Genomic DNA, 19,274 nt, shown 5'->3' with positions numbered 1-19,274 from the left:
CAAAATTTAGTAAAGGAGCGAGATAAAATGGAAGCATACAACAAGGTGATTAATAAGATTCATAAAGAACTTAATGAGGTTCAACAAATAGAAAAGTGTAAAAACTGTGAGTGCTTTTTAAATGTGTTAGAGGCAGTACAGGGAGACCTTACCGATATGGGCGTTGATAAAGGGGAGCCGATATTTAGAGATATTAAGCAATGGTTAGATGAGGGGTATAAAGGCAAGTATTCATGTCTTGAATGTAAAATTTGTCCACCCCTTAAACCATATGAAGAATTTAGTAAAGAAGTACGTAGCGAAAAGACACCATTAAAAGTCAGATTAGTTCCAACTCCTTGCGCTTGTGGGGGCACATGCCTTACAAAGCCAAAGACATGCTGCGATGAAGAGTAAAAGGCAATTTATAGATCTAAAGAAAAAAAGCGGTTAGGTATATTTGATATTTAGTTATGTTTACCTGCTTTATCCTTAGCTTATGAAAGGAGGTTATGTAAATGGAAGATTTTAATGAAATGATTAAAGAGATTCATCAAGAATTAGATAATGTAAGGCAGTTAAAAAAATGTACCGCATGTGAATGTTTCCTAGACGTAATTGAAGGGGTAAAAGGAGATCTTGAAAAAATAGATACACAAGATTCTAAGGCAGCGCAGGAGGATATGAAGCATTGGTTATCAGCAGGAAACAAGGAACGTCACGCTTGCTATGGATGCGAAGAATGTCTTCCCATAAGTCCATATAACCGATTTAGTGCCAGCCTTAAGGGTGACGGTACATCCAAGGTACCTAATGCTGAAACAATAGAAACAAACTCCTGCGGCTGTGGGGGTGCGTGCAAGCCGCTCACCCCGCAGCCTAAGACAATAAGAAAATGGCCTATCATTGAAGGCGATTATATCGTAGGGAATCCTGAAGCTTCGATAGCTATCTGTACATTGGCAGACATAGACCTTCCGAATGAACTAAAGGAAGTGGGCTTATTAGAGTATGCAGCCATTATTGGCACACTCTATACTGAAAACTTAGGCATTGAACGCGTGATAAGGAATTTAACAGCAAATCCGAATATCGGGTACCTTATCCTCTGCGGAAAGGATTCTCGCGGACACCGGGCAGGTCAGGCCATTTTGTCTCTTAAAGATAACGGACTGGATTTAGATAATCGTATTATTGGTGCGTTAGGGCCTCGACCGGTACTTAAAAATATTACTGCTGGCGAAATAGAAGCGTTCCGTAAGCATATAACCGTGATAAACGAAATTGGTACTCAGGATACTTCAAGGCTTACCGAAGTTGTTAAAGCATATATGGATAAACCAAAAGGGGTGGCTCCAATCCTTCCGCCGAAAGTGCAAATGCCAAAAGTGGTTGAGGCGGTGCCTCGTAGTAACCGAGAATGGACTCACGACCCCGAAGGCTTTTTCCTGCTTCTTTTAGATAGGGACGCTAAAAGCATTATTTGCGAGCACTATGTAGAAGAAGGCGTTATCAACGAAGTAATTAAAGGAGTAAGTGCCGAAGATATTACAAATACGGTTATAAAGCGGGGGTTGCTTTCCCGTCTTGATCATGCCGCCTATCTTGGTAGGGAGCTTGCTAAGGCGGAAACGGCCTTAAATCTCGGTATCCCTTATACGCAGGATGAAACGCTTATTTAGGGAGTGATTCCACCTTTATGTGGGGCTGAACTGTAACCCCATTACAGTTTTAACTCCAAGCAAGCTTCTCCCGTGCAAAATGTTTAATAATAGGGTCTGTCAAAAATATTTGTTTACAAAGAACTGCGCTAAAGTGAAATTTATTCTCCTAATTCCACCACTCCACTAAAACAGAAGTAATGTCTGTTTTAGCTCTAATCTAAATACGGTGTGAGGCAAGTTTTGAAGAGGATTATGAAAAAAGACTCATAATCTCCATACTGTTGATTGGTAAATCCCGACTTTTTGATTTGCAAAAACAAGGCAGGCAAACCAACAAAAAAAGAGCCGACCATAATGATTCGCGTAAATCATTGTGTATCAGCTCTTTTTTGGATTTGTAGATTATTTTCTTTTTCTCAGGGTTTCTTTTAAAGCTTTTATGGTGTCTGCTATAACGCGGATTTCATACTCATCACAGTCCTTGACTTCCTGTGTGATCTCGTTTTCAAACACATCCTTTGCCTTGATAAGGCTGTCACATACCAAATCATCTAACGAAACCGACAGAGTGTTTGCGATCTTAACAAGTGTCGGTAGACTCACCTTGGTATTGCCTGTTTCGACGTGGCTGGTATGGGTGTTGGACAGTCCCGTCAGTTCTGCCAATCGTTCCTGGCTCATGTTTTGCCTGATTCGCTCATTTTTTATGCGTGTTCCAATATCGCTATAATTTAATTCCATTTTAACTCACCGTCCTTAATTTAACTATATACTTGTATTGTATGCACATTTGGCTTATACTATAATGACCTGTATGCACATTGTGATTTTATAGTTAAATTAGGGAGGTGAAATTTATGGACATTACATCATGTGCATTTGTGGGATACCACCCTTTGCGGTTTGGCTATGATGAGGAGGATTCTTTATGCATCAGCATCAAACAGAAAATGCTTTTGCAGATCCTTGCTCTTTATGAAAACGGAGTCACTGATTTTTGCACAAGCTGCGAGGTAGGAGCCTCTATGTGGGCAGCCGAGATGGTTCTCTGACTAATACAAGAACATCCCGAAGTACATCTAATCTGTGTGCTGCCACACGAAGAACAGGCAAAAAAATAGACTCCAGAGCATCGCAACCGGTATTATACCATCCTCGTAAAAAGCAACAACAATATCTTAATCAGCACCCATTACTCCGAGGATTGCTATAAACGCTACGGCTTATATCTCATCAGCCATACCAGCATCCTGATTGCAGTGTATGACAACGAAGCGATTCTAAGTATAGAGCCTACCTCACAAATTGTTGCCTACGCCAGGAAAAAAAGGCGGGGGATCATCTACATAAACCCTGATACGGCTAAGGTAACCCCAATTACCATAAAGGTTTAGGTTATAGGTTGTTGTTCTTTCTCTGCTGTTAAAGATTTTTAAAGTGAGAAGTTACCTGCACGGTTCACAGTGACCCCTCCCATAGTCCAGCGGCAGGACAGATTTCCCCCTTGGTGCAGAAATAGATTTTTAGAGATTCCCATCTCCACTCCTTTCACCGCACATAATACATACAGCTGCTTTTGCCGCCGTTATCACGCCACCTTTGCTCTTTGCAAAGGTGGCCGCTTTTTTCGAGGTCAGCAATGGCTCGTTTGACCGTGCTGCGGGATAGCTTCAGCTCCTTGGCGATGGTACCAATCGCCGGGTAACATTTGCCATCCTTGTCAGATCGATCACGCAAGTACATATACACAGCAACTGCCCTGTGGGGCAGCTCCGAGGCATAGAGGGATGTAAAATAGCCCATGTCATCAGCTCCTTACTCTACACGGACAGGCGCTTTCGGCTTGGATGCGGATTCTAGTTTTTCCACCGGTGTATGAGGCATGCCGCCCTGTGCCGGTGGCGCGGGGACTTCCGATCCTTCCGGCACTTCCTCACAGGCGACATGCCGTTTGATGATTTCCTGTTCCAGCTCCCTGCGGTCGGCGTAGGCCACCTTCCGGGCAGATTTTTCCTCAATCTCATAGACCTTGTTAAACGTAATGCCCCATTTTAAGAACAGCTTTAGAATAGTTCTCATCGGATAGAACCCGGTCTTGGCAAGAATGAAGTTGCCTTTTGGCAGAGTCTTTAGCTCATCCGTTGTCATGAGAGGCCGCTGGATCATCTGCAGGCTCTGCGACGGATCATTTTTTCCCCTGCTGATGGAGCCGGACATCACAGTCTTGCTTCCAAGCGCTTTTGAAAGTATCTCTGCAGATTCACTGTTTGGTGCAAAGCCGCCAAACAGCGTATCCTGACAGTTATCTATGATAATGGATGCACCCTCCTTGCCGTAGTTCTTTTCGAGTTGGGCAAAGGACTGGATGATTGCAACGATGGACATGCGGCGAGAACGGGAGGCAGAGAACATCATTTCGGCGGATTCGATTTTTGGTATGGTGCCAATTTCATCAAGGAAAAACATTACGCGGTTTTTCAGCTTACCGCCTGTTTCATCAGCAACAGAAAGTATCTCACGATAGAGTTGTTGGACGATTAAACTGATAAGGAAATACTTGGTGGAATCTTCCTCCGGCATTACGAGGAAGATGGCGGATTTGGTATTACAGAATTTTTCCGCGTCAATGGCTGTGTCAAAACACAGAACTTGCTCAAGTTCCGAATCCAAAAAGGCATTCAGCCTTGACAGTGCGGTGGAGAGAACAGACTGCATCGCCTGTTCCGCAGTATTGAGCGCCGCGCCCGCGAACCATCTTGCCTTATGCTCTGGAGGCAGCTTCTCAATGAGCAGCTGGAACTGGTTTTTGCCTTTGACTCCTGATGGGGCCAACAGATCCTGTATCAGCTTGAATACGGAAATGATGTGCCTTTTCTCAGGCGGACAGTATTCCGCGATCAGCAGGATGACAGAAGTAAGCAAACCCTCGGCGGCATCGTAGAAAAAAGCGTTCTGCCCATAATTACCAGCATCCATGCTGCCTGAATTTACAATGGTCTTGGCGGTGATCTTGGCATACTTTTCTGCTCTGGCTTTGAGAGAGAGTTTCTCCGGATCAGCGAGATAGGCATCCATATATTTGTTGACCAGATGCAGCATGTTGTTGCCATCGCTACGGGTAGGATTACGAAGATCAATGACCGACACATTGTAACCATAGTAGTCCTTGGCGATGCTGCCATAATTTCTGTAGAGGTCGCCTTTGGTGTCGGTCGTCAGGAAGCTCATGCCGCTGGCGCAGGCATATTCGAGATTTGGATAGAGAAAGTTGGCGGTCTTGCCGACACCTGCAGCGCCGATCATCAGACAATGTACATCACCCTCATCGACAAGAGCCGTTATGGAACTACCTGCAGTTTTGCAGCCGACCACAATTCCCTGTGCCTTGGGCAAATTTTCGCATTTGCGCCATCGCTCCACCTCATAGGGTACATGGGTATATGTCTTTTTTATCTCATCCTTGGTAGCGAACCGGGCCGTACCATGCTGTCCGTCACCGACCGTTTTGGATTTGATTCCATTTAAGGTATAGTAATGTGCTAGCAGGGAAAGAAAACCGATCACGCTAAACATGGTCAGACCTACGGCGATCAGAGTGATAATTTGAGATGCTTGCATAGGGGTACCTCCTTGTTGTTTGACATTGTTTGTGTTTAAAACTATAATTTGAATATGGATTGAGGGGTGCTGGTATAGGTCATGAAAAAACCATCAAATGATCGACGGGCAGTTGCTCCGTACAGATAAATAATTCTGCCATTTAAAGCAGAGTCAGGTTACCAAAATCAATAGCTGGCTTCGTGCCGAATATACCGCCGTGATAAAAGAGCATTACCGCAGCAGGCAAACTAAGTTCTATAGCAGTCTGATCAAGCAAAGTGAGTATATGGATGAGTAAAGGCGGCAGAGGTTTCTGCCGCCTTTACCTGTAAACCATGGATGCATTTTTGGCTTCCTACATGGTGAGAACCGGCTGCGCCGATTGTTCGCAATCCATCTGTTCCCGAACAGTTTTGCACACACTTTGCTTCTGTGCTTCAAGGGTGACAAAAATATGCGTCCTGACACAGTTCAGTGCAAGGTGCATACAGGAACTGATTAAGTCTTGCTTATCATCAAGGCTGCGGATGCCCGCCGTATTAAGCTGACGGTTAGCCGCTGCCACGTCCTGCTGGATGTCGTCTGCCTTGGAGCGCAGTTTGCCCCGATCCTGATGAGGCTTGTAGCTTTCCTGAAGTTCTCCGATGAGCTGCTCTGTCGTTACCGGCTGTTCAAGCTGCCGGTATTCCCTTTGAACAGAAAGCAGAGAATATGCCGCCATGCATTGCAGATGCTCCGTCACGGCAGTTTCTTTTCCACGCACCAACTTTCCATCGGAGATTAATGGTTTTAGCTTTTCGTAATGCTCCAACAGTGCATCGTAGGGATTGCGCGCAGATCTTAAAACTTCGCATGTCTCATGAAGTGATCCGCATACTTCTGGCAAGACTTCCAGCTTGGGATGCTCCTGTGACGGGATCGGCGTGACGCCATTCCTTGCTTTCAGACATTCATTCCAGTCCTTGTATTCGGGCTGCAGACAGGAAACTTCCATATATCCATGCTCATGGATGATTTCCGTCAGACGGTCTGTGGCTTCGATGCCCGCTTCGTCATGATCCAAACACAGCGCCACACTTTGAAGTCGCTTGTTGCGGGAGAGTTGGTAGAGCACGGCGTGTTCGGCCACACCGTCCAAGGCAACATAGCTGTTCTGCTGCCAGTTTTTTGGGTAGAGCGTGATAAACGAGAGTAAGTCAATCGGAGCCTCGAACACATACAGTCTGTCGTTGGTACCGATATAATGAAAGCTGTATCTTGGATCACTGCTTTCCACATTACCTCGATAACCACCACCATTAGAATAAGTACCTCTTTTATGAGCATGCTTTACCACACCGTTTTCATCGAAGCCAACGAACACCGCATTGTGGTATTCCTTATCCTCGTAGAGCATTTTTGCTCTGGAAAAATGAGTCAAAACGGCGCGGTCGAGAAACCGCTGCTTGATAAGATAAGCAAATACACGTCGCATGTCACTGTTGGCTTCCGGCAGAGCAAATGGTTTTCGCTCCGGAGCTGGTGCGCTTTTGTCGGTCTGTTTAAATTCCACGCCCTGTTCACCGCCGAGCAGCATGGTGACTGCGCCTGGAAAGGACAAACCATAAAACTCCTGCACGAAATCGATGGCAAGGCCACCTTGCTCTGTGCCATGGTCAAACCATTGGTTACCTCGAATGGTGATGCTGTGGTCGCTTTTTAACCGTCGATCTCTGCCGGAGCGGATGAGCTGTTCACCCTGTCTTTGCAAAAAGTCCACAAGGTCGACGGAATTAGCCCGGCGTTTCTGCTCGTCGGTGAAGTAAATGTATTCTGCCATGATATCCCTCCTTGTCAGCGCTTTCGTTTACCTGATCTGCGAAAAAAAGCCACCCTTTGAACGGGCGGCTTCAACCTTTGCGGTATCATCGTGACCGGTAGCTTTTCTTTTTTCTATGGGTAGTATTTCTTCATGTGGATGCCTCCTGTTAATAGCTTTGTTGCGGCGCATGATCGTCATAGGCATGACCCTGCGCCGATTTTTTCTGCATAAGTTTTTTGCGCAGTTTGCGGTCAACCTGCATGTACGGGCTGCTGCCAACTCTGTTATGCTCGTCGCGGAAGATATTTCCGAGATGGTGCATCAGCCGTGTTGCGACCAGCAGGACGGCTGGATCACGAAACGAGTCTATATGGTCGATCAAAAACTTCGCGTAGATGTTTCCCTGTGCCGATGATGCGATCAGCCATTTCAATGCGGCATCCCGATCTCGCGGAAGGTCATGTCCCATGAGATACAGCTTGCCGAGTGCGTACTGAGCATATTGGTTGCCTTGCTCGGCGGATGCGGTCAGCCATTTCACAGCTGCCACGATATCCTTTGGCACATCCTCGCCGGACAGGTAGAGCTTGCCGAGTTGATATGCCGCATACTGATTCCCCTGTTCAGCGGAGGCGGTAAGCCACTTAATGGCTGCCGCAATATCTTTTGGTACATCCTCACCGGAAAGATAGAGCCTGCCAAGCTTGTATTCTGCGAACTGATTGTTCTGCAGTGCGGATTTGGTCAGCAGTTCCATCGCTTTCGGAATATTCTTTTCTATGTCCTCACCAGCAAGATACAGTTTCGCCAACGCGTACTGCGCAAACTGATTGCCGATGTCAGCGGAAAGCATGAGCCATTTGACAGCAGCGGACACATCCTTGGGGATGTCCTCACTTGTAAGATACAGCTTGCCAAGAGAATAGGCCGCATACTGATTTTCCTGTTCTGCCGATTGGGTGAACAGCGCCACCGCCTTTGCAATATCCTTGTTCAGATGACTTCCGTCACGATAGAGCTTGCCGAGTGCATACTGCGCATGGGCGTTGCCATTGTTGGTAGCTTTTGTGAGCCATTCCAATGCTTTTTCCATATCTTCATGCCCGCTGTTAGCATCCAGATAAATCTTGCCGAGCATATACTGCGCATGGATATTCCCCAGCTTTGCAGCCTTTTCAAAATAAACAATTGCGGCGGCGGTGTCCTGCTCTGTACCGATTCCAGTATAAAGCATCTGACCAAGACGGTACTGGAGCTTGTCGTCCTTGCTTTGGCCTTCCAAATCTAAAAAGCCGGTGAACGCTTTCTTGAAGTGTTCATCGGCTTTCTCCATATCCTTTTCCGTACCGACTGCATCGCGGAACATTTTTGCCAGCTCATAGGATGCATAGGGATTTTTTTGCCTTGCTGATTTTCGGTACAGGTCAAAAGCCATTACAAAGTCCTGTGAGACACCATGACCTTGATAGTAAAGTCCACCCAGGCTGTACTGCGCGTATTTGTGATTCTTGGAAACAGCCATGTCAAACCAGCCTGCCGCTTCCTCATAATCCTGCGGCGTTCCAAGCCCCGCTGCATACATTTTCCCGATGCGGTATTGGGTATATGGTTTCGGTTTTTCCGATTCCACTTTTAAAAATGCAGTGAGAGCTTTGTCATACCAGTCCAGCGCTACAGCTTCATCCATCTCTACACTGATACCATCTGCATGCATCCGTCCAAGGTCATTCATGGCAAGGGCGTTGCCGGTTTCGGCTTCCTCCATGAAGAGGCGAATGGCCTCCGTGAAGTCCTGCTCCATATCATCACTGCCGTAAAGATACACACGCGCCTCTTTGTAGCGTTCGCTCCATGCCACATGATAGTGTAATTCTACCAATTCATCGGCTTCTGATGCTTCCTCCCATATAGGTTCCGGTTCAGTACCGGAAATGTCTTCGACGGCTTCAGTCATTTCATCATCAACTGACGGTATTTCTTGCTCTGCCGAACGTACATCGCCCGGTACGTCCATGGTGGATTCCGCTTCGTCAGCCAATCCTTCCATATCCTCATCCTGCTCAATGGTGACATGGTGACTGCCAATGTTTAACGCTTCGGCAATCACCATGTTTTTGATCTGTTTAAATTCTTTTTGGTTAGAAAGAGGAAGAGGCGGCGATAGCTTGTCGACATAGGTTTTTAACACCTCGTTGCGCAACTCATACCATTTTGCATAGCATTCTGCCACCCGCGCATCCTTTTCCAATTCATCCACAATCTGATCGATCATTGCTTTGAGCGGCGCTTTTAAATAACCGTATTGCTTTTTGCCGGTTGTGTACTTGAGGCGCTCTACCAAATGCACAATCAGATCCTCGATGGTTTTATTTTTACAGATGCCGGTGCTGATCTGCATGATGATATTCCGCATGGTATCCTGACTTTGTTTTGTCAGGGCAGTGCGGCGCTCCGTCTGTTCAGAATAAATCTGCAGCAGATTCTGCCGGAAGATTTCCCCTGCAAGACTGCTGCGCATATTTTTGATAGCCTCTTTGGTGACATAGGCTTCTGTGGGATCAGTGGAGTATGCAATCAGGTGGATGTGCGGATGATGACTCTCATTATGATAGGCTGCATACCACCTGAGATTCTCCGGCACAATTTTCATCTGCTCCGCAATCATGTTGCGCTGCCCACGAATCAAATCCTGCCATGCCTTGGCGTTATCATAACCGAGCCGCGCTGCATCCTCGCGGCGCAAAGAAATCACATTCGTCCACACATTACCGGGATGGTTTGCGACTTCTTCCGCAACCTGTGACAGCACCACCGGCACACCTGCATCCGTGAACAGGCCATGCGTACCAAGGCTTTCCACCCTTGGTCGCTTGGCAATGTATCCAACGTAGTTTTTCTTCTTGCCAATCAGGTCGAGGTTCTGTTCCACTGCCATGAAGATAAGCTCCGTAGCGTTTTCTCTTGTCTGCTCTTTCAGGTAGTCCTCATATTCAAACAGATCGACGGTGTCCGGAAACTTTTGCAGGATGTCAGCGATGAGCTTCTGCTGTTTTTTTGTGGCAGGAAGCAAACGTGTACTGTCCGGTATTTTTTCAACGCCCTCGCGGGTGGCAACATACTCCACGAGGTTTGAGAGATGCTCCGATGAGTTTTTCAGGTAGCGGCATTTGAATATAATCCTCGGCATTCCTCATCACCCTTACTCGCCATTTTGAAATTTTACTACATCTTCGAAGGTTACGGAGCCGATGGATTTTTTTACATCACTGACGCATTTGCCGCGCAATCTTTGCAGTAGGGTTTCATTGATCTCTGCATTAGATGCGATGATGTTCATCATCATAGACATCTCCACCGCCAACTTAAAAAGCAGCCGAGCCATTCGGTTCTCCGAGCTTTCCACCACACCAGCCATTGCGGAAGTGATGGCGGTGGGTAAAAACTTCATGCTGTTCTCTGCGGAAATATAGCCGCAGTAGAATAGAATTGCCTTTTCGATAAACTCGCTCTGACTGCTGCAGTTGTCCTTTTTGTACCACTCCTTGACCTGCTTTTGTGTTTCGGGATGCATCCAAAGGGGAAACTTCTTTTTATTTTCTTCTGCCATATTCTTGACCTCCAATCCGGCGTATTTTTAGCCGCAACACCTGTTGCAACGCCTGTAAAAAGCTTATATCTATGCGCTTTGTAGAGATTTGCAACCCCTGTCTTGACCCTGATGGGCAAAATCCGACCCCTGAGAGAAACGTTCTTCAGCCCGCATTACGGGCTGATGTGAGCCGAGGCAGGGGCGTTTACGACCCCGCCTCTTTAACCTGCACCGTTTTCGACCCCATGGTTCACCCCCCCTGCAAAGTGAGGGAGATTTCCAACGCCTGTATCTGTGTTTTGGTTTGTTTCTCACAAAGCCCCAACATGGGGCTGAAAGCTGCCCACAGGTGTAACGATGCCACCCTGCTTGTCAAAGTGGCACACAGGGCGATACAACCGCCAAATCCGTGACTATTTGCCCGCTGTTTATGCAGGACTGCTACTGTTATTGGCAGCAGAGGAAGTAGAGGGACGAGTCGGTCTTTTTTGTTTTTCCTGTTCCTCAGAATCACGGTTTTCGATGTACTCACGAACGGGCGCAGGAACGTGTTTTTCATAGAGCTTCTGCATGACATCGTCCAACTCCGTATCGAGGGAAGCATCTTTTTTGCTCATGTACTGTTTGATGGCATTCAGCCTTTCTTCATCAAATTTAATTTGAATCATTGCTTTTTTCATGGTAAATATCTCCCTTCAAAATTAAAAGTTTATGAATGTGAAGCCGATTGTATCATCCACTTGTTCCTTAGTGAAGACCTCCGGCTTTTGAAACCTTTCGTTGTACTGCTGCATTTTATCTTCGGGCAGAGATATAAACTCGCCCTCATCATTGCTGCCAACCACGAGGAAGGTTCCGGCGATAATGTCATTTTCAAGAGAACGGTTTCCCTCCAATCCTATGAGCTTCGCTTCCTCGTTGCAGACAAGGGCTACGTCGTTCTCCATATAGATTGGCTCAATCAGACCGCCAACAACGTTTTGCAATCCCTCCAAGGTGTTTTTAATCATAGCAGGATAGGGTTCTTTTAACGGTTCGACCATTAACACTTTGATTGTTTTCTCCATGGCTTCCTCCTTATATACTCATACTCATGCCTTGGTTTTCTTCCTCGGTAGGGGCTGCGTCTTCCGTCTGGGATTCTGGAGCAGGGGCAGCTTCAGCCGCCGTCTGCTCACGTTGGCGGCGGGATTGCCTTGACTGACGCTCCCTCTGTGGCTCCGGCTGAGACTCCTGCGCCTCCTGTTCGGACGCTTCCTCCTGTGTCGGTGTTTGATCAAGCCGGTTTTCCACATACTCCCGAACATTGGCGGGGACAATCCGCTCGTAGGTTTTATCAAGATAATCCTTTAGCTCCTGCTCAACAGTCAGCTCCTTTTTACCGATAAAAAAACGGAGCGCGTCCAGCCTCTCCGTTGGGAACAGTATCTTCAGTTCAGTTTCTCTCATGGCTCATTGCCTCCTTAAAAATTCATGCTCATGGTGCTTTCTTCTTCCTCCCATGGCTCATCCTCGTCCTCCAGCAGCAGCGAAAACAGGGAGAGCTGCTCATTTTCAGGTAGCTTCAGCTCCCGCACACGCTGGGCGCACTGCTCGAAGGACGGCAGGTATCTTTCAGAATTTTCATGCCGCCGCATGGTCACAAGGTCGTCCGAAGCGATGGCAGCTTCCAAACTCTTGGTATAGTTGATCACGTTTCTCACGCAGAGCCGCTTTGCCTCCTTGGGATCAATGCGGTCAACCCTTGTCAGCAAAAAACAGTAGTTTTCATCCTGCTTATAAAGTGCGAGAGAATGCTTGGCATTCTCTCTGATTTCATCTGCTCTGGCCATGTAATCCTGCGAGACTTCCGGAGGGCTTTCTCGATGATAAATGGCGGGATAGTTCTCCGGCTCACAGCTTTCTTCAATCTGTTTTTTGTAATAGAGAATGTGGTTTCGCACAAGATTTAGGTTCACACCGTCCGGCCAGAAAGGATCATGACCGCCAAATTCATATAAAGCATCCCATTGATCAAAGGATTTTTGCAGCTCCGCTTCGGAACTTTCATTGTTTTTTGTTCTACTCAATTTCACCACCTCCCTTGATGCACGGTGCTTGTTTACAGTTGCTTCATCTGCATATCCGGCGCTTCCGGCGGCTCCTGCGCCACCCATTTCTCATAATCCTGCGAAGAACATTGACCAGCCAGCATGAACGAAAAGTCAGAAAGGCGCTGCGGATCAACACCATTGCACTCCACCTGTACGCCGTAGATTCCGTCAAAGATACGCACCACATCAGCGTTCAGAACGTCAGCCCATTCCTTGCGGCCTGCCTCCGTCAGCGTATCGGATTTCAGTTCCACGATGGTTGCCAGCTCGATGTCCTCATCACTGTGGACGAGGTGAATGTCCTCCAAAGGGATGCGCATCAGGTCTTGGAGCTTGAAGTCCGGAGCGGATTGCTGTTCTTTCTTTGCCTGTTCCTGCTCCGGATGCGCCTCCAAAAAGTCGGCGGCGTTGGGCAGAAATGCCGAGTAGCGCCCGTATCCATACCCCTCTGACTCGATAAGCAGACCATCCGGTCTATCCTCACCGACCACCAGCAGGCAGTGGTATGCGCCTTGACTGTCGCAATGCATAAGGTCGATGTTGTCCTTGATAAAGTCATAGTCGGCCAGCATGTTTTTTGAGAACACATCGTACTTTGCGGCTGTCAGCCGGACTGTCTTTTCGATGATACAATCCTTCGGCTCAAAATCATCGGTTTTTCTTTCAAAGATTGCCTTGGTTTTTAGCATGTTTATTGCCCTCCTTTATGGCAGATAGCTTCTTGGATTTTTCATTTCGCCGTTAATTCGCACCTCAAAGTGCAGGTGGTTCCCGGTGCTGCGGCCTGTAGAACCGACCTCGGCGATGATGTCACCGGCCTTGACCTTCTGCCCCTCGGTAACGAGGATTTTGGAGCAGTGGCCGTAGAGAGTGACAAAACCGCCGCCATGGTCGATGGCCAGATGGTAACCGTAGCCGGTGGTCTTGTACCTGACAAACTGCACCGTGCCGTCCAGTGCCGCATGGATCGGAGTGCCTTTTGGAGCACCCAGGTCAATTCCGGTATGTCCTGCGCTCTTGCCGGTAAACGGGTCAATCCTGTAACCGAATTCAGACGTCACCATACTGCGCCAGTTTTCACCGAGTGGAGAACAGAAACCGTCTACGCCGATAAAGGGCGCGTCGGATAACGGCAATCCGTTTGCCCATTTGTTGAAATCATCGCCGTAGGTTGGTACGCTGCCGCCGTATTTAATGCGGTAATAAATTTCCGATGCGTTGGCCTGTTCCTCATTGGTGATCGTCCTGCCGAGAGTTTTTTCGAGATTTGCGTAAATTTCCGGCAGGGATTTCAGTGGCACGACCACCGTGTATTCTTCTTCCGAGGTGGTGCCGTCGCCATTGTCCACAGTACGGGTGTGTTTCTCATACCGCACGAAGCAGTCGGCAAAGGCTCTGTAGTCAGAGCTGCTCATCCGCAAATTATCCGCGCCGAAAAACAGGGAATAAAAAACAGCCTTAACTCTTGTACTGTCAAGACTGCCGTCCTCCATCCCAGCGGATATATCTGTCATTGCCGTGTTCAGTTTCGAGAAGTTGTTACGCATATCGCGGATATAGTCCGCATAGTCAGCGGGAACCTGCGAAGAGATTGCACCGCCTTTGAAGCACAAATCAATAGCAGCGTTGTTGTGTTCAGCCGCAGCCGAGAGCAGGATCACAATCATCACAATAACCAAAATCAGCGGCGTAAGGGCGGCGGCGATGATGCCGCCTATGACTTTCCATGTCCGCTTGTCGGTAGCAGCAGCCACAGCCGCTTTGACCGCAAGGGTAATCGTTGCGGGATCAGCCATACCATCACCACCATTTCAGGCCAAACAGGGTATTCTGCTCCGGCTCCATTTCCTGCTGCTCTTGTGCTAGCCGGATGGATTTCTCCACCGCCTGTTCTAAATATTCGGTGTCAAATCCTGCGCTTTTGTAGCCCTCCAAGATGGTGCTCAGATAATAATCCGAAGGCGAACCGAAGGGGTGTCCGTCATTCATGATGTACACCATAGCTGGGACATTTTTGCCGCCCAGCTCTACGTCGAGGATTCCCTTGCGGTAAAAGGACGGGTATCCCTCGTAGCGGTCGAGAGCCTCTAAATCTTTTTCTTTCAGCGTCCACAACAACACGGAGACATTGCTGCCTTTTAGAGGTTCGACCGTTGCCACCGATCCTTGGCGACCGCCACGGAACAACAGCTCATAGTCCTTGATTTCGCTTGCGCCAACCACCTTGGCAGTGGGGCAACGGAACGCCATCTGCGGCAGGTTGAGATTGCTGCCGTAGGCAATGTACAGGGTTTTATTTTTCATTTTTGATCAGTCCTCCTACATGGACATAGAAAAACCGGGGCTTTCTTCGGCCTCGGTCTGTTCGGTATCCTCTTGATTTTGTTCAGTCGGCGTTGCGGCGGCTGCCTGCTCATGTTCCTTTTCTTTTTTCTGCCTTAACCGTTCCTTTTGTAGTTCGGCCTGCGCGGGGTCTTTCCATGCAATGCAGCCGTCCAGATGCTCCAGCAGATGAAGCCTTGCCGTTTTGAATTCATCGCCGATCAGTCCAAGCCGCAACAACCATGTGCGAAAGGTATATTTCTCATTTGTACTTTGAGTTTTGGTGCGGCTGGCGCAGCGTTGGGAGAGCGCCTGATGGCTGATGGCGAGGCAGAGCTGAACATATGCCTTGATCTTCCCGGCATGGGTGGTGCTGTTGAACAAACGGAACTCAATCGTACCTTTGGAAAATACGCTGTGAAGGTTCAAACAATGATACCGGCTGTTGTGATAATGCTGGTATCTGCCGTCCTCGCCGTTGTACCAGATCCGGCTGACGTCATCCAGGGTTCTCGGCTTCTTGCGGTTGAGTTCCTCCAGAAAACGTTCGTCAACCTTTTTGCAATAACTGTGTTCACGGGACACATTGACCTGCAGCGCTTTGTAGATCAGATCTTCCTTGCTCGCCATGATGTTGGTGATGTTGCGCAGAGTGTTGGCGTTGTGGGGCGAAGCGTCCACATGAATGTGAATGCCACAGCTTGAGTTAGCGATTGCGCCCGCCCCACGGAGCCTGCGTATAATCTCCTGTATGGTTTCGATATCCTCGTATTTACAGATGGGACTAACCATTTCAACACGATAGGTGGAATCGGCTCTGCCTTGCTTGCATTCTTCATTAATACTCGCATCGCTCACAATTTTCCACTTACGGCTTTGACTGTCCAGAACAGAATAGGTATCGTAACTGCCGCCGTCATGGCACAGGCGCGTGCCGAAATGATCCGACAAAACCTGCGCGGCTCGCTGGCGAGACAGTCCTGTCAGCTCAATTTCAATGCCGAAGCGTTGATCTTTTATATCCAATTGACTGCACCTCCTTTGCAGCTACCACATCCTCCACTGAAAAGTCATGTCGCCCTGCTGCTCCGGAGGCTCCAGACCGGCTGCTTTCGCAGCTCCCTCAATGAAGGCGCACAGTTCCTCCCGCCGCCAAGTATCGACAAGATGCTGCCCTGTTTTTTCATGAAGGAGATGTTGATCTCTTTTGTGACCTGTTCCATGCACCGAGGGATTTTCTCAGTGCTTCCGGCTTCTCTGCAGGCAATCAGGCGGTCGATGTAGCTATCCAGAATTCTTCCGCATTCCACTACGTCTGCTTCCGTATAGGGGTAGGAGCCAAGGTGAGGATCAGGATAATCCTCATCGCGAACACACTGCATCAGGCTTTCCAAAATTTTGGGACGGTCAGTTGGTTCGGCATTGAGATAGTTTTGCATCATAGACATGATGTCCTGCTCACGATTGGGTTGAAAGGTGATGAACCGGAGCATGTCGTCTAGGAGCGGCTGCTTTTTTTCTCTGTATTGTTCGAGCTGTTCCATCATCGACCGCCTGCCTTTCCGAACAGCTTCGCCTTATGCTCTGGAGCCTGAACCATGAGGTTGTACCGCTCATTGCCGCATTTGTACAGGCACACGCCGCGCTGCGGGTAACGGATGAGATTGTATTCGCTCTGTTCAAGCTGCAGGGTGTCAATATAGAATTTGGCATCAATGCTGCCTGCGTTAAACAGGAACTGGTGGGTCGGGATGGAGAACAGGGGCTTGGTATACTCCCGGATGCCGTCGATATTGAAGTCCTCCAGATTCTGAGATGCAAGGATGACAGCAGAGTCCTTCTTCCTCACACGTTTCATGAAGTTTCGGATATACTCCACTGCTGTCAGGTTGGTTAGGAAAAGGTAAAATTCATCAATGCTGGCAACCGTGTTGCCGGTGGTCAGCAGTTCATTGCTCATAAAGGACAGCACGTTAAACAGCAGAGCGTTACGGATATTTTTGCTGGCTTGTAGCAGTCCTTTCACACCAAAAGTGATGAAATGGCTGCCTGTAATGTTGGTGTGTCCGTCAAAAAATTTAGACTCCGCACCCTTGCATATGGAGTGGAGTCCAAGGAGAATCTCCTGCAACAGCTTTGCGGTATAGAGCTGGCGCTTGCTCTCGTCGAAGGCTTTATACTCAGCCTCGATCAGCTCGTACAGGTCGGACAGGATGGGGTAATCAGTGGGTTTGAGCCTGTCAAAATTGCTGCGGTCGGTAATGCCCCATTTATCGTAGAGCTTGCCGAGCATGATCTCGATGGTATCGATCTGCCTGTCGTCGAAGTCCTTGTAGGTTCTGAAAAAGTCCTTGAGAAAGCTGATATGCTGGCTGAGTTTCGATGAGCAGCGAAACGCCTGAGGCGCTTCTGCATCCTTGGGATCGCCGTTTTCATCCCATGTTTTCGGCTCCAGAACATTGATGATGTACTCGCCGCTCATAAGGTCAATAAAGCAGCCGCCGAGGTTATTGGTCAAATCCTCGTACTCCATTTCGGGATCAAGAGCCAGCACATGCATGCCGGACTGCCTTAGATTTGTGAGGACGAGTTTCAATAAATAGGACTTCCCCTGACCGCTGTTGCCAAGGATTAGAATGTTGGCGTTGGTCTTGTCATCGGCACGTTTATTGAAATCCACGAGGATATTGCTGCCGAACTTATCCCTCCCTAAATAAAAGCCATTGGCATCGGTTTTACCACTGTAATTGAACGGATATAAATTTGCGACTGATGATGCTGGCAGCACCCGCTCAAACTGATCGCCGAACACATTCCATCCGGAGGGCATGACACAAATAAAGCCTTGCTGTTGGCGCAGCATGAGGCGGTCAACATTAAGCTTCGATCGGATGAGTTCGGTCAAAACTTCGGTCTGCAGCAGCTTCAGTTGGTCAAGGTCATGTGCTGATAGTTCAATATACACAGCGGCATGGAGCAGCGGTTCCTTGTTCCGGTGCATGCTGGCTACGATATTTGCCACATCCTGCAGGTTGCTCTCGGCGGTGACAGTCTGCTGCAAATCATTGGTGTTACTGCGTTTCATGCGGTTTTTGTTCGCCGCGTTAGATATGATTTTCTTTTCCTCGACCGGTGTGACATGGCGGGTGTAGATGCGCAGGGTGATGCCGTCTTTTTCACCAAGGTGACGCAGGATAGCCTGTTCCTCGGTGGCTGTGGGGTATTCCCTGAGTGCCCAAACACAGCGGTATGTGTTACCGCAAATAAAATAGTCCGTGAAAAACTTAATCACGGACGGGGAAATCATATCAAGAAATTCTTGGATGCGGACGTCGTCGGACTTCTGCGTTGTTTGCTCCTTTCTATCCTTATTCATTTAAAATCACCCATCTTTCTCCGTCGAAGTCCTCGAACTTCTCGGTGGTCACGTTCTGCTCGAAATACACAGCGAGAATGCGCTTGATGTCCTCGCTTCCGGCACGCTTGACCGAGAATCCCTGCTCCCGCAAGGTTTTCTCAATGCGGTTCAAATACGGGAATACTTCGCTCTGTTTTTCATTCCGCAGCCTTATAATGATAAGAAATTCTCTTGCAGTCGCCATCTGCACCTGTATGCGGTCGAGGTGGGTCAGATCTTCTTCCAGCAACTTGCGGATGGCCGGAATGTCCTCCTGTTCGGTGCGCTGTCGCAGGAACCGCTTGTTATCCTCGAAGTTCTCGCGGGAATTGAGGCAGCACATTTCGATCTCGGCCATACCCTTGAGGACAGTCATGAGTGCATAAATCCGTGCCGAGATGCTGGCCTCGGACAGTACGGAAATGTTCGATGGCTTTATAATAAAATACACCAGCTCGCCATGACCGTAGGTCAAAAGGCTGTAGTCGGTGATGGCTTTGGTACCGATGAGCTGCCGTGTGGCCAGCTTTTGCTTAGCTGTCTTTTTTTCTTTTCTGCTCATTGTTCCGTGTACCTCCATTCATAAAATTGCTGCTTGGTTAGAAAAAAGGCGCAGGCATATTTGATAAAATCAAGGATGCTTGTGTCCTCAAACCGGATGGTGAGAAAGCCATAAAGGGCAGTCGCCACTATCGGCAGCAGGAGGCCGAGCTGTGCCAGCGCAAAAACAGAGATAAGACACCCGATGCCGATGATGCCAATGTCCCGAAGCTGCCACAGCCACAGTACCGCTTTGGACTTTAAATTATCGGGGTAAATATACATGACT

At 48.2% G+C, this 19,274-nt stretch carries 21 protein-coding genes; 3 read left to right on the top strand and 18 right to left on the bottom strand.

Annotated features, from left to right (window positions below):
• Positions 1-27 precede the first annotated feature (27 nt).
• Both DSOL_RS15650 and DSOL_RS15645 read left to right on the top strand, forming a co-directional pair.
• Entirely contained in the window at positions 28-396 is a 369-nt protein-coding gene (locus DSOL_RS15650; RefSeq protein WP_075365766.1) for a hypothetical protein, read from the top strand.
• A 101-nt stretch (positions 397-497) separates the two neighbouring features.
• On the top strand, positions 498-1,661 hold the full coding sequence (locus DSOL_RS15645; protein ID WP_075365765.1) for a DUF4346 domain-containing protein: 1,164 nt from the start codon (positions 498-500) through the stop codon (positions 1,659-1,661).
• A gap of 384 nt (positions 1,662-2,045) precedes the next feature.
• Here the strand turns inward: DSOL_RS15645 and DSOL_RS15640 are convergent, their stop codons facing one another.
• Complete coding sequence (locus DSOL_RS15640; RefSeq protein ID WP_075365764.1) at positions 2,046-2,384, bottom strand: helix-turn-helix domain-containing protein; 339 nt, start codon at positions 2,382-2,384, stop codon at positions 2,046-2,048.
• Positions 2,385-2,500: 116 nt separating this feature from the next.
• Here DSOL_RS15640 and DSOL_RS15635 point away from each other — a divergent pair, with 116 nt between their 5' ends.
• Positions 2,501-2,695 carry an SLOG family protein gene (locus tag DSOL_RS15635; protein WP_075365763.1) on the top strand — a complete coding sequence of 65 codons (195 nt, stop codon included), beginning with the start codon at positions 2,501-2,503 and terminating at the stop codon, positions 2,693-2,695.
• A 496-nt stretch (positions 2,696-3,191) separates the two neighbouring features.
• Here DSOL_RS15635 and DSOL_RS15630 read toward each other — a convergent pair whose 3' ends face one another.
• From DSOL_RS15630 to DSOL_RS15550, 17 genes are all read right to left on the bottom strand, one after another.
• Positions 3,192-3,446 carry a helix-turn-helix domain-containing protein gene (locus DSOL_RS15630; protein ID WP_075365762.1) on the bottom strand — a complete coding sequence of 85 codons (255 nt, stop codon included), beginning with the start codon at positions 3,444-3,446 and terminating at the stop codon, positions 3,192-3,194.
• 12 nt (positions 3,447-3,458) lie between these two features.
• Positions 3,459-5,261, bottom strand: a complete 1,803-nt coding sequence (locus DSOL_RS15625) for a VirD4-like conjugal transfer protein, CD1115 family (protein ID WP_075365761.1) — start codon at positions 5,259-5,261, stop codon at positions 3,459-3,461.
• A 337-nt stretch (positions 5,262-5,598) separates the two neighbouring features.
• Complete coding sequence (locus DSOL_RS15620; protein WP_075365760.1) at positions 5,599-7,062, bottom strand: DUF3991 and toprim domain-containing protein; 1,464 nt, start codon at positions 7,060-7,062, stop codon at positions 5,599-5,601.
• A gap of 148 nt (positions 7,063-7,210) precedes the next feature.
• Positions 7,211-10,231 carry a MobP3 family relaxase gene (gene mobP3, locus DSOL_RS15615; RefSeq protein WP_075365759.1) on the bottom strand — a complete coding sequence of 1,007 codons (3,021 nt, stop codon included), beginning with the start codon at positions 10,229-10,231 and terminating at the stop codon, positions 7,211-7,213.
• 12 nt (positions 10,232-10,243) lie between these two features.
• A complete protein-coding gene (locus DSOL_RS15610; RefSeq protein WP_075365758.1) occupies positions 10,244-10,651 on the bottom strand; it encodes a hypothetical protein in 408 nt (135 codons plus the stop codon).
• A gap of 410 nt (positions 10,652-11,061) precedes the next feature.
• Positions 11,062-11,313, bottom strand: coding sequence for a DUF6103 family protein (locus DSOL_RS15605; RefSeq protein ID WP_075365757.1), 252 nt, complete (start codon positions 11,311-11,313; stop codon positions 11,062-11,064).
• A gap of 21 nt (positions 11,314-11,334) precedes the next feature.
• Entirely contained in the window at positions 11,335-11,700 is a 366-nt protein-coding gene (locus DSOL_RS15600) for a DUF3846 domain-containing protein (RefSeq protein ID WP_075365756.1), read from the bottom strand.
• A gap of 10 nt (positions 11,701-11,710) precedes the next feature.
• A complete protein-coding gene (locus tag DSOL_RS15595) occupies positions 11,711-12,082 on the bottom strand; it encodes a DUF6103 family protein (RefSeq protein WP_075365755.1) in 372 nt (123 codons plus the stop codon).
• A 14-nt stretch (positions 12,083-12,096) separates the two neighbouring features.
• Entirely contained in the window at positions 12,097-12,789 is a 693-nt protein-coding gene (locus tag DSOL_RS15590; RefSeq protein WP_235838847.1) for a hypothetical protein, read from the bottom strand.
• On the bottom strand, positions 12,735-13,415 hold the full coding sequence (locus DSOL_RS15585; protein ID WP_075365753.1) for a DUF6329 domain-containing protein: 681 nt from the start codon (positions 13,413-13,415) through the stop codon (positions 12,735-12,737). Before DSOL_RS15585 ends, DSOL_RS15590 begins: the two co-directional genes overlap by 55 nt.
• 15 nt (positions 13,416-13,430) lie before the next feature.
• Positions 13,431-14,522, bottom strand: coding sequence for a M23 family metallopeptidase (locus DSOL_RS15580; protein ID WP_075365752.1), 1,092 nt, complete (start codon positions 14,520-14,522; stop codon positions 13,431-13,433).
• Between the two features lie 4 nt (positions 14,523-14,526).
• The gene (locus tag DSOL_RS15575; RefSeq protein ID WP_075365751.1) at positions 14,527-15,030 is read right to left on the bottom strand and encodes a gamma-glutamylcyclotransferase family protein; all 504 of its coding nucleotides are present in this window, start codon (positions 15,028-15,030) and stop codon (positions 14,527-14,529) included.
• Positions 15,031-15,045: 15 nt separating this feature from the next.
• Positions 15,046-16,074 carry an amidoligase family protein gene (locus DSOL_RS15570; protein ID WP_075365750.1) on the bottom strand — a complete coding sequence of 343 codons (1,029 nt, stop codon included), beginning with the start codon at positions 16,072-16,074 and terminating at the stop codon, positions 15,046-15,048.
• Positions 16,075-16,118: 44 nt separating this feature from the next.
• Entirely contained in the window at positions 16,119-16,595 is a 477-nt protein-coding gene (locus tag DSOL_RS15565) for a hypothetical protein (RefSeq protein WP_139314493.1), read from the bottom strand.
• Complete coding sequence (locus DSOL_RS15560) at positions 16,592-18,424, bottom strand: VirB4 family type IV secretion system protein (RefSeq protein WP_075365749.1); 1,833 nt, start codon at positions 18,422-18,424, stop codon at positions 16,592-16,594. The genes DSOL_RS15565 and DSOL_RS15560 overlap by 4 nt, the downstream gene beginning before the upstream one ends.
• Entirely contained in the window at positions 18,417-19,007 is a 591-nt protein-coding gene (locus tag DSOL_RS15555) for a hypothetical protein (RefSeq protein ID WP_075365748.1), read from the bottom strand. Before DSOL_RS15555 ends, DSOL_RS15560 begins: the two co-directional genes overlap by 8 nt.
• Complete coding sequence (locus DSOL_RS15550) at positions 19,004-19,270, bottom strand: hypothetical protein (RefSeq protein ID WP_075365747.1); 267 nt, start codon at positions 19,268-19,270, stop codon at positions 19,004-19,006. The genes DSOL_RS15555 and DSOL_RS15550 overlap by 4 nt, the downstream gene beginning before the upstream one ends.
• Between the last annotated feature and the right edge of the window lie 4 nt (positions 19,271-19,274).

This window comes from Desulfosporosinus metallidurans (assembly GCF_001936615.1).
GTDB lineage: Bacteria > Bacillota > Desulfitobacteriia > Desulfitobacteriales > Desulfitobacteriaceae > Desulfosporosinus > Desulfosporosinus metallidurans.
The sequence above is the reverse complement of the archived record's forward strand: the minus strand, read 5'-3'. Positions and strand labels throughout refer to the sequence as shown.